Genomic DNA, 10,444 nt, shown 5'->3' with positions numbered 1-10,444 from the left:
CCGCATCGAACGTTACAACCCCGACCTGATCGTTCTTGACCGCATGATGCCCGACGGCGACGGGGCCGAAGCCTGCCGCCGCCTGCGCCGCCAGGGTGAAGACATCCCCATCATCTTGCTGACCGGCCGCGACGAAACCGTCGACCGGGTTATCGGCCTCGAGGCCGGGGCCGACGACTACCTGGGAAAACCTTTTGACCCGCGCGAGCTGCTCGCCCGCATCGAGGCGGTACTGCGTCGTAAAAAAGGGGCCTCTGCTTTCATTAAAGGAAAGCCGGTCGAGTTCGGGCCTTTCGTCTTTGACCCGGCCACGCGTCAATTGTCGCGGGACGGCACGCCGATCAAACTGACCGGGGGTGAAGTCAACCTGCTCGAGGCCCTGGTCTCGAGCCCGGGCAAGCCGCTTTCGCGAGACAGATTGCTTGCCCTGGCACGCGACGACGAAGACGGCGAGCGCAACGACCGGGCCATCGACATCGCTATTTTGCGGTTGCGCCGCGCCATCGAAGACGACCCCAAGCAGCCGCGCTGGATCCAGACCGTATGGGGTGTGGGCTATCGCTTTTCGCCATAGCGCATGAACCTGAAACGCTTTTTCCCGAGCTCACTGCGCGCCCGCCTGGTGCTGCTCACCCTTGCCACCATTTTGCTGGTTCAGGCCGGCACCATGGCCTCGGTCAGCCATTTTCGCAACCAGTACACCGAAACCGTAACCGTAGAGATCGTTTCGACCACGATACGCACACTACGCGCCGCCCTGGCCGAGATTCCTTCCGGCGAGCGCGCAGATTTCGTTCGTGAAGCGTCGCGCAACGAATGGCGCTTGTGGTCGCGCACCCTGCCGTCCGGGGCCGAGCTCGAGCGCAGGCCCCGCCGAATCCAGGAAGACGGCCGACACGACCCCCGCAAGCCCCCACCACACGACGATTTGCGCCGCGACTTGCGCAACCTGGTCGACGCGCTGAACCTGCGCCTGGACGACGGAACCCGCGTCGCGCTTTCTCGCGGGCCTACACCCCGCATCTATATCTCGCTTCAGCCCGACGAACAAATGGACGCTGCTGCGCAGGCCCCACGCGAGTGGCTGGTGATCCCGCTCGACAAACTGTCGCCGCCGGTTGCCACACCCCTGGTTGTCATCTGGCTGGCCGGCATGGGCGTCATCTTGCTGCTCTCGGCGGCGTTTTCATGGCACATTACGCGGCCGCTGACCCGTTTGGCCAAAGCGGCGGACCAACTCGCGGCAGGCCAGCCACAACGAGTCGTGCCCGCCGGCCCCAGCGAAACTCGCACCCTGGGCGAACGCTTCAATGCCATGCTCGACGCACTGAATGAATCCGACGCAGTGCGCCGAACCTTGCTTGCCGGATTGCCTCACGACCTCAAAGGGCCGCTTTCCCGCATGTGGCTGCGCATTGAAATGATCGACGAAGCAGGTCTCAAAGATGGGCTGCGTCACGACCTCCAGGACATGCAGCGCATGGTGGATCAGTTCATCGGTTTCGTACGCGGCACGGATCCGTCCAACTACCGGTTTACCCCCCTGGATGCCGGCGCATGGTTGCAAGAGCACGTGGGCACCTGGGAAAGCGCCGGCAGCGCCGTAACGCTGTGCGAGCCCATACCCGAAGGTGTCGTGCTGCATGCCGACGGCTTCGCGCTGGGAAGGTTGCTGGACAACCTGATTACCAATGCCATGAACTACGCGGCACCGCCGATTGAAGTAAGCCTGGCGGCTACCGCCACCCATGCCGTCATCACAGTGTCGGATCACGGCCCCGGCATATCGGAAGAGCGGCGCATAGAGGCCCTGCGACCGTTTTCGCGCCTGGACGACGCACGCACCCTGACCGGATCAGTGGGCTTGGGCCTGGCATTGTGCAACTCGATTGCGTTGGCACACGGCGGCAGCCTCGCACTACACCAGGCCGACTCGGGCGGCTTGAAGGTTAGCGTGACGCTTCCGCTGGCTTAGGAGCTTGCTTCAAGCCCGGAGGCACCGAAGGTTTGGACAAGCCGAACATACGCCAATAAACCCAGATATTGAAAATGAGCGCGACCGGCATGGCAATGACTGCAGCGGCCAGCACCAGCCTCAACGAACCGACCGACGAGGCACCGTCCCATATCGTGATGTTGTCCAGAACCAGATAAGGGAAAAAGCTATAGAACAAGCCGCCCAAAATCGCCAGATAAGCAAGTAACGTCGCCAGAAACGGCACCATTGTGGTGCCGTCGCTATGCGTTACCATGCGCTGCAGGCTAAGCTCCACGACTATGAAGCAAGCCAGCAACCCGCCCCACAACATGGCAATCGCCGACCACTGCGGCCCGTCGCTCCATTTAAGGAACACGCCGGTGTTGGCAAACGCCAGAACCACCGATACACCCACCGCCCCCGCGGCAGCCCACCGAACGGTCCGTCGGCCCCAAAAAATGGCCCGTACCCGCAGCTCGCCCGGTTCGCGCATGATCAGCCACGTGGCCCCCAGCAGACAATAGGCGGCGACGCAGCAAAGCGCCAGCAGCATACTGAACCACATATAGCCTTGGCCGCTACGGTAAGCCACCACGAGGTTGCCCAGCAGCAGGCCGTGCGCCACGGCGGTTGCCAGCGAGCCCAGACCAAAGCCAAGTATCCACCGACCCTGCAACTCGAGCGGCGCCCGCAGGCGAAACTCGAAGGAGACCGCTCGCAGCATGACGCCCAGCGAGAGCAGGCTTAGCGGCACGTAGAGCTGACCCATGATGACGCCCCAGCCGTTGGGAAATGCAGCGGCAAACACGCCCAGACCCAAAAGCAGCCAGAACTCGTTGGCGTCCCGCCACGGCCCCAGCAGGGACACCATGCGCGGCCGCAATGTTTTGGGTGCAACCAGGGTCAGGCACCCCACACCGATGTCAAAGCCGTCGAGCACCACACCCGCTGCCACAATGGAAAACAGCAAGCCCATGAAAACCAGCGGCATCCAGAAGGCCGGGTCTTCGGCGCTGAACCCCAACAGTTCGACCAGCGTATCGACGATCATGCCCGCCCCCTGCGCCGCGCTACCGGCACCACCCCATACTGCATGCTATGTCGCAACAGCTGAAAGAAGCCCTGCAGCAACAAGGCGTACACGCACAAATGGGCGGCGATGCTGATTGCCAGTTGGCGGGGCTGTGCAGCGCCGGCCACTTCAAGGAAGGTAATCGTCTGATTGACCACGAAGGGCGCCAGCCCCATCAGCACGTGGCTCAACAAGGCAAGGCCCGACACCCATCCCAAGAAGGTGAGGCTCGAGAAAACACGTCGCCATACAGCGGGCAGGTCGCCGTGCTCGATGTACTTGCGGCGCAAGCACCAAAAAGCGCCCAACGCGGCCAGAGCCATGGCCAGTGCGACCAATAAGGACAGGCGAAACGTCCAGAATGTGAATGCCACCGGGGGGTGCATGCCCGAGAACCGGTCAAGCCCGAGCAGGTCTCCCTGGGCGTCTTGCGCCAGCCATCTGTCGCCCGCCTTCGTCCAGGAAATCATTCCTAAAGTTTCGGCACGGCTTTCAAGCGGCCAACCCAATAGCGCCAGATCGGGCTGGGATCCAGTTTGCCAATAGGCCGCAGTAGCAGCCGCCTTGGCCGGTTGGTGCGCAACAACCACCCCGCCGTAACCGGTTATGGCCACAACGTACAACAGCACAGCCGCGAGTCCCACCAGCGCCCCAGTTTGAAACACGTTTCGGCCGCTGTGATCGGCCGGCAGGGAAGACGCCCGCCGTGCAATGACGCCCAGAAGCAAAAAAGCCACCGTCAGCGCGGCGGCGGCCAGAAACAACACGAGCAGCCAGACTGAAGACGGGTTGAAGACCACCTGGTACCAATCCACCACGTAATACTCGCCGTTCAGGAAACCCGTGCCGGTGGGCGTCTGCATCCACCCCACCAGCGCCAAGGCCCAGAAGATGGACAGCAAGGTGCCCGACGCCACCATGAACACCACCGCGGTGTGAGCGACTTCGGTCAGACGGCGCTGGCCGAACAGCATGGCGCTCATGAAGCAAGACTTGACGATGAAGGCGGTAAGCATGGCCGCCGCCAGCAAGGGCCCGGATACGTCGCCGATGCGCTCGAACAAACCGGGCCACAGGCTACCCAATTGAATAAGTACGGGCACTGCCCCCGCCAATGCCAAAATTGCAGCCAAGGCATAGACGCGCACCCAGAAACGGTAGGCCTGCATCCAGGCGTTACCTTCGGTTCTGTGATGAGCCAGCTTGAAAAACAGCAATATCCAGGCAAGGCCCAGCTCGATAAGCAGGAATAGGGACATGAACCCCAGGCTGACAAGGAACTGCACCTGGGATAGCCAGACGGTTGTATTCGCCATAATGGTCGCTAGTTTAGAGCCTGTACGCAGAGTTTTGGGTGGCAAAGCGGGCAAATATGTGTGAACGTGGCAAAATGCGTACTTTGCATGACTATTTCTTGTCCCTCTTTTCGCAATGACCGCTGCTTCGACTCCACCGACCTCAAATTTTCTTCGCACGCTTATTGAACGCGACCTTGCTGAAGGCCGTTACGCCGGAAAACGCTGGGCCGGCCGCCCCGGTCCGGCCGGCGTGCAGCAAAAAGGTCAGGTCGACGACGCGCGAATCCGCACCCGGTTTCCCCCCGAGCCCAATGGCTACCTTCATATTGGCCACGCCAAAAGCATATGCATCAATTTTGGCCTGGCACGCGACTACCAGGGTGCCTGTCATTTGCGTTTCGACGACACCAACCCCGAAAAAGAAGAAGACGAATACGTTCAAGCCATTATCGAGGCGGTAAAGTGGTTGGGTTTTGACTGGAAGTTCCAGAACGAAGACAACCTGTACTATGCCAGTGATTATTTCGGCTATATGTACGACTTTGCCTGCGCCCTGATCGAATCGGGCGATGCGTATGTCGACGAGCAGTCGGCCGAACAAATGCGCAGCACCCGCGGCACGCTAACCGAAAAAGGTGTGGATTCGCCGTGGCGCAATCGCCCGGCTGCCGAATCGTTGGCGCTGCTTGAAGAAATGCGCGCCGGCAAGCACCCAGACGGCAGCCTGGCCTTGCGCGCCAAGATCGACATGGCCTCGCCCAACATGAACATGCGCGACCCCGTGCTGTATCGCATTCGTCATGTGCCGCATCATCGTACGGGCAGCGATTGGTGCATTTACCCCATGTACACCTGGGCCCACCCGGTCGAAGACGCGCTCGAAGGCATCACCCACAGTTTTTGCACGCTCGAGTTCGAAGACCAGCGCCCGTTCTACGACTGGATCCTCAACAAGCTGGCCGACCTGGGCCACCTTGCCCGGCCACTGCCGCAGCAGACCGAGTTCGCCCGCTTGAACCTCAGCCATGTGGTCACCAGCAAGCGCAAGCTGCTTGAACTGGTCCGTGGCGGACACGTGGCCGGCTGGGACGACCCGCGCCTGCCCACCCTGGCCGGGCTGCGCCGCCGAGGCTACACTCCCGCCTCGATCAGGCTGTTCTGCGAGCGCCTGGGCGTATCAAAGGCCGATTCGCGCATCGATTACAGCGTGCTTGAGCAAGCGCTGCGCGACGACCTCGACCCCAAGGCCGAACGCCGCGTGGCGGTGCTGGACCCGCTCAAACTGGTCATTACCAACTACCCGGAAGGCCAAAGCGAACTGTGTCACGCACCCAGCAATCCCCATCAGCCCGAACAGGGCAAGCGCGAGTTTCCGTTTACGCGCGAGCTGTGGATCGAACGCGACGACTTTCGCGAAGACCCGCCCAAAAAATACTTCAGGCTTTTTCCGGGCAATACGGTGCGTCTCAAGTACGGTTATATCGTGCGTTGCACGGGCTGCGTCAAAGACGAAGCGGGCAATGTCATTGAAGTGCATGCCGAGTACCTGCCCGAAACCAAAAGCGGCACACCCGGCGCCGACTCGGTCAAGGTCAAGGGAAACATTACCTGGATCAGTGTGGCGCACGCCATTCCAGCCGAAGTGCGCATGTACGACCGCCTCTTCATCGACGCCCACCCCGACAGCGGCAACAAAAACTTTCTCGACGCCCTGAACCCGGATTCTTTCAATACAGTGCAAGCGTGGCTTGAGCCGGGCATTCAGGCTCATCCCGAAAACTTCTGGCAGTTCGAGCGTCTGGGCTATTTCGTCGCCGACCGCATCGACTCCACCGTCGAGCGACCGGTGCTTAATCGTTGCACCACCTTGCGCGATTCATGGGTCTGAACATGAGCAAACCCGCCTCCCAACACAAAGGCGCTGCGGCGCTCGACTTTAAAAGCGCGGCGCTTTATGCGCTGCGTGTGGTCATTCGCAGTGCCGACATGTCCGAGCTCCAATCTGCGCTGGACCAGCGCATGAGCGACGCCGGCTCATTTTTTGAGAACGAGCCGGTAGTGCTCGACGCCACCGCCATCGACGCTGAACTAGACTGGCCTGCCTTGCTGCAGGCGCTGCGCGATCATCGTCTGCACCCCATCGGGGTGGTCGCACAAGGCAGTGTGCTTGAAGCGGCGCGCGCCTGCGGTCTGCCAGAGGTTGATCTTTCCAGCCCACCGGCTCGTCCGGCCAGCACGCCCGCGCCCGAAGCCGAGGTGCCCGTGGTGGCGCCGGCTGCTGCAGCATCCCCCCAAACCCCGCCAACAGCGCCGCAAGCGCCCGCTGCACCCGCGATTGCTCCGGCGGCCATGGTGGTGAATCGCCAGCTCCGTTCGGGCCAACGCATTTACGCCCGAGACACCGACCTGATTGTTATAGGGGTGGTCGGCCAGGGTGCCGAAGTTATCGCCGACGGCAATATCCATGTATACGGGCCGTTGCGCGGCAAAGCCATGGCCGGTGCGCGCGGCGACGCCAGTGCCCGCATCTTTACCACCCAGCTCGACCCCGAGCTGGTAGCGATTGCGGGTGTGTACCGAGTTATTGAAACCAAGCTCGAAAGCGATGTGCACAATCAGGCAGCCATTGTGCAGCTCGACGGCGAAACACTCCAGATCAAATCACTGGGCACAAAAGCGTAACAGACATTATTTGTTGCCAAGCCCTTATTCAATTAACGTCATCTCGCGGCAATCGAACACAATTTTGCTTTACGATTACGAGATTTATAACCAGAGGACTCAAACGTCATGACACGCATCGTTGTGGTGACTTCCGGCAAAGGCGGCGTGGGCAAAACGACCACCAGCGCCAGTTTTTCAGCGGGCCTGGCCATGCGCGGCCACAAGACCGTCGTCATCGACTTTGATGTGGGTTTGCGCAACCTCGACCTGATCATGGGCTGCGAAAGGCGAGTGGTCTACGATTTCGTCAATGTCATTCAAGGCGAAGCCACATTGAACCAGGCGCTGATCCGCGACAAGCAACTTGAAAACCTTTTCATCCTGCCCGCTTCGCAAACGCGCGACAAAGACGCACTGACCAAAGAGGGCGTCGAAAAAACCCTTAACGACCTCAAGGGAATGGGTTTTGAATACATTGTGTGCGACTCGCCTGCCGGCATCGAAACCGGGGCGCTGATGGCCTCGTATTTCGCCGATGACGCCATTGTCGTGACCAACCCCGAAGTATCGTCGGTGCGCGACTCTGATCGCATCCTGGGCATCTTGTCGGCCAAATCGCACCGCGCCATCACCAGCGAAGAGCCCATCAAAGAGTACCTGCTGCTTACCCGCTACAACCCAAAGCGCGTGTCCGACGGCGAAATGCTCTCGTTGCAAGACATCGAAGACATCCTGCGCATCAAGCTTATTGGCGTCATTCCCGAATCGGAGTCGGTGCTGCAGGCGTCCAACCAGGGCATTCCCGCGATTCATTTGCGCGACACCGACGTTGCGGTTGCCTACCAGGACGTCGTCTCGCGTTACTTGGGCGAAGAAAAACCCCTGCGTTTTGTCGACTACGAGAAACCCGGCCTGTTCAAGCGCCTTTTCGGAGGCAAGTAATATGTCTTTCCTGTCATTTCTACTCGGACAAAAAAAGACCTCGGCCAGCGTTGCGAAAGATCGCCTGCAACTGATTCTGATCAACGAGCGTGGTGGCGGTCGAGGCCCCGACTATCTGCCCCAGCTGCAAAAAGAGCTGGTCGAAGTTATTTCACGCTACGTCAAGATCAACCCTGACGACATCAAGGTCAACCTCGACCGCCAAGACTCCCTCGAGGTGCTTGAGGTCAAGATCGAGATGCCCCAGGCCGAGCCCAACGCTTAGTCGCTTGACTACCCCTGACCCGACTCAGGGCAACAAAAAGCCCCTTGTCAGAACGAACCAAGTTTGTTCTGACAAGGGGCTTTTTGCTTATAGACGGATTAGCGGTTTTTGCCGACTTGGTCGCCGATGACACCGCCGATCGCTGCGCCGCCGACCGTACCTAGCACACCGCCGTTGGAAATGACTGCACCTGCTACGCCGCCGAGGCCGGCTCCCGTAACCGTGCTTTTTTGCCGGCTGCTCATGTTGTCCCATGAAGAACAACCTGCAGCTGCAATGGCTAACAGACCAATACTGACCAACTTGGTAAGACGATTCATTTTCATTGTGTACTCCGACTTTCAACAGTGTTGAAACCACGATAGCGCGTTTGCACGGCGTTGCAAAGACCAAGTGTTAACGTCGGCAAAAACTGTATCAGCCCCGCGCTGATCACCATACGGACGCTCAGCACATAGCGTGCCGGCCAAAGGCACCAAAGCCCGTCAGCATGGGGTTTGGTCACTGCTCAAAATAGAAGGGACACCGAACGGGATCGCAGAAGCAGGCGTCGATACTTACAATTTACTGAATATATGCAACACACTTGCGCAACAACCGCGTGCGCGGCGAACAAGGCCGTCGGTCAGCGCAAAATGGCTGACCGGCGGCCCGACCCGTGATCACTTCAGGGCTTTGTAGCGCAGGCGGCGCGGCTTGGCGGCCTCTTCACCCAGGCGTTGGCGCTTGTCGGCTTCGTATTCCTGGTAGTTGCCGTCAAAGAACACCACTTGGGAATCGCCCTCGAACGCCAGAATGTGCGTAGCAATACGGTCAAGAAACCATCGGTCGTGGCTGATGACCAGAACCGTGCCTGCAAATTCAAGCAAGGCATCTTCGAGGGCACGCAAGGTTTCCACGTCAAGGTCGTTGGAGGGCTCGTCAAGCAGCAGCACGTTGCCGCCCGAGATCAGCGTTTTGGCAAGGTGGAATCGCCCGCGCTCACCCCCCGACAAATTGCCGACTCGCTTGTTCTGATCTCCGCCCTTGAAGTTGAAGCGGCCCAGATAAGCGCGTGACGACATCTCGAACTTGCCTACCGTAATCAGGTCGGCCCCATCGGACAGGGCCTCAAACACGGTTTTTTCGTCAGGCAGCGATTCGCGCGATTGATCTACATAGGCAAGCTGTACCGTCTGGCCGATTTTTACCTGGCCCGAATCAGGTTGTTCTTTGCCGGCGATCATGCGAAACAGGGTGGACTTACCGGCCCCGTTGGCACCGATGATACCCACAATGGCCCCCGGCGGAACCTTGAAGCTCAGGTTGTCGATAAGCAGGCGGTCTGCGTAGCCCTTTGAGACGTTTTCAAACTCGATAACCTCGTTGCCCAGGCGCTCGGCTACCGGAATAAAGATCTCTTGAGTTTCGTTGCGCTTTTGATAGTCGTGCGAAGACAGCTCTTCGAACCGGGCCAGCCTGGCCTTGGCCTTGGCCTGGCGCCCCTTGGGATTTTGCCGCACCCATTCCAGCTCTTTCTTGATGGTTCGCTGACGAGCCGATTCGGCCGCTTCTTCTTGCTTGAGGCGTTCCTCTTTCTGTTCGAGCCACGAGCTGTAATTGCCCTTCCAGGGTATGCCGTGGCCCCGGTCTAGCTCAAGGATCCAATCGGCCGCGTTGTCCAGAAAGTAGCGGTCGTGGGTAACAGCAACCACGGTGCCGGGGAACTTGCGCAGGAACAGTTCCAGCCACTCGACGCTCTCGGCATCCAGGTGGTTGGTGGGTTCATCGAGCAGCAACATGTCGGGCTTGGAGAGCAACAGCCGGCAAAGCGCCACGCGGCGCTTTTCGCCGCCCGACAACTTTCCGACCGTGGCATCCCAGGGGGGCAGGCGCAAGGCGTCGGCGGCGATTTCCATTTGATGCTCAATGTCGTCGGAACCGCTTGTGGCCGCCGCTGCAATAACGGCTTCGAGTTCGGCCTGCTCTGCCGCCAGCGCGTCGAAATCGGCATCAGGTTCGGCGTAGGCTGCATAGACTTCGTCTAGCCGCTTGCGGGCCGTGAAAAGCTCGCCCAGCCCCTCTTCGACCGACTCGCGCACTGTGTGCTCGGCGTTAAGTACCGGCTCTTGAGGCAAGTAGCCAATTTTGAGGCCGGGCATTGGAGTGGCTTCGCCCTCGATTTCGCGGTCGACGCCGGCCATGATGCGCAACAAGGTCGACTTGCCTGCGCCGTTCAGGCCCAG

The 10,444-nt window shown here is 60.0% G+C and carries 10 protein-coding genes; 6 read left to right on the top strand and 4 right to left on the bottom strand.

Features of this window, described 5'->3' with window-relative positions:
- Together VL003_RS08605 and VL003_RS08600 are read left to right on the top strand one after the other, a co-directional pair.
- The coding region (locus VL003_RS08605) for a winged helix-turn-helix domain-containing protein (RefSeq protein ID WP_325441541.1) at positions 1-574 on the top strand (574 nt) is incomplete at its 5' end.
- 3 nt (positions 575-577) lie between these two features.
- Entirely contained in the window at positions 578-1,975 is a 1,398-nt protein-coding gene (locus VL003_RS08600) for an ATP-binding protein (RefSeq protein WP_325441539.1), read from the top strand.
- Here VL003_RS08600 and VL003_RS08595 read toward each other — a convergent pair.
- Together VL003_RS08595 and VL003_RS08590 are read right to left on the bottom strand one after the other, a co-directional pair.
- Positions 1,950-3,026 carry a cytochrome d ubiquinol oxidase subunit II gene (locus VL003_RS08595; protein ID WP_414708268.1) on the bottom strand — a complete coding sequence of 359 codons (1,077 nt, stop codon included), beginning with the start codon at positions 3,024-3,026 and terminating at the stop codon, positions 1,950-1,952. The genes VL003_RS08600 and VL003_RS08595 overlap by 26 nt on opposite strands.
- Positions 3,026-4,366, bottom strand: a complete 1,341-nt coding sequence (locus VL003_RS08590; protein ID WP_325441535.1) for a cytochrome ubiquinol oxidase subunit I — start codon at positions 4,364-4,366, stop codon at positions 3,026-3,028. The genes VL003_RS08595 and VL003_RS08590 overlap by 1 nt, the downstream gene beginning before the upstream one ends.
- A 115-nt stretch (positions 4,367-4,481) precedes the next feature.
- Here VL003_RS08590 and VL003_RS08585 point away from each other — a divergent pair, with 115 nt between their 5' ends.
- The 4 genes from VL003_RS08585 to minE all read left to right on the top strand — a co-directional run bounded on the left by VL003_RS08585 (position 4,482) and on the right by minE (position 8,219).
- Positions 4,482-6,236, top strand: a complete 1,755-nt coding sequence (locus VL003_RS08585; protein WP_325441533.1) for a glutamine--tRNA ligase/YqeY domain fusion protein — start codon at positions 4,482-4,484, stop codon at positions 6,234-6,236.
- Between the two features lie 2 nt (positions 6,237-6,238).
- Positions 6,239-7,030: a septum site-determining protein MinC gene (gene minC, locus VL003_RS08580; RefSeq protein ID WP_325441531.1), complete on the top strand. Its 792-nt coding sequence runs from the start codon at positions 6,239-6,241 to the stop codon at positions 7,028-7,030.
- A gap of 108 nt (positions 7,031-7,138) precedes the next feature.
- Positions 7,139-7,954: a septum site-determining protein MinD gene (minD, locus tag VL003_RS08575; RefSeq protein WP_325441529.1), complete on the top strand. Its 816-nt coding sequence runs from the start codon at positions 7,139-7,141 to the stop codon at positions 7,952-7,954.
- Position 7,955: 1 nt separating this feature from the next.
- Positions 7,956-8,219, top strand: a complete 264-nt coding sequence (minE, locus tag VL003_RS08570) for a cell division topological specificity factor MinE (protein ID WP_325441527.1) — start codon at positions 7,956-7,958, stop codon at positions 8,217-8,219.
- A 98-nt stretch (positions 8,220-8,317) separates the two neighbouring features.
- Here the strand turns inward: minE and VL003_RS08565 are convergent, their stop codons facing one another.
- Together VL003_RS08565 and ettA are read right to left on the bottom strand one after the other, a co-directional pair.
- On the bottom strand, positions 8,318-8,545 hold the full coding sequence (locus VL003_RS08565; protein WP_325441525.1) for a glycine zipper 2TM domain-containing protein: 228 nt from the start codon (positions 8,543-8,545) through the stop codon (positions 8,318-8,320).
- A 336-nt stretch (positions 8,546-8,881) separates the two neighbouring features.
- Positions 8,882-10,444 (bottom strand): energy-dependent translational throttle protein EttA (ettA, locus tag VL003_RS08560; RefSeq protein WP_325441523.1); only part of this gene is annotated, 1,563 nt, incomplete at its 5' end.

This window comes from Pusillimonas sp. (genome assembly GCF_035515275.1).
Taxonomy (GTDB): domain Bacteria; phylum Pseudomonadota; class Gammaproteobacteria; order Burkholderiales; family Burkholderiaceae_B; genus Pusillimonas.
This window is presented reverse-complemented; position numbering and strand designations above follow the sequence as displayed.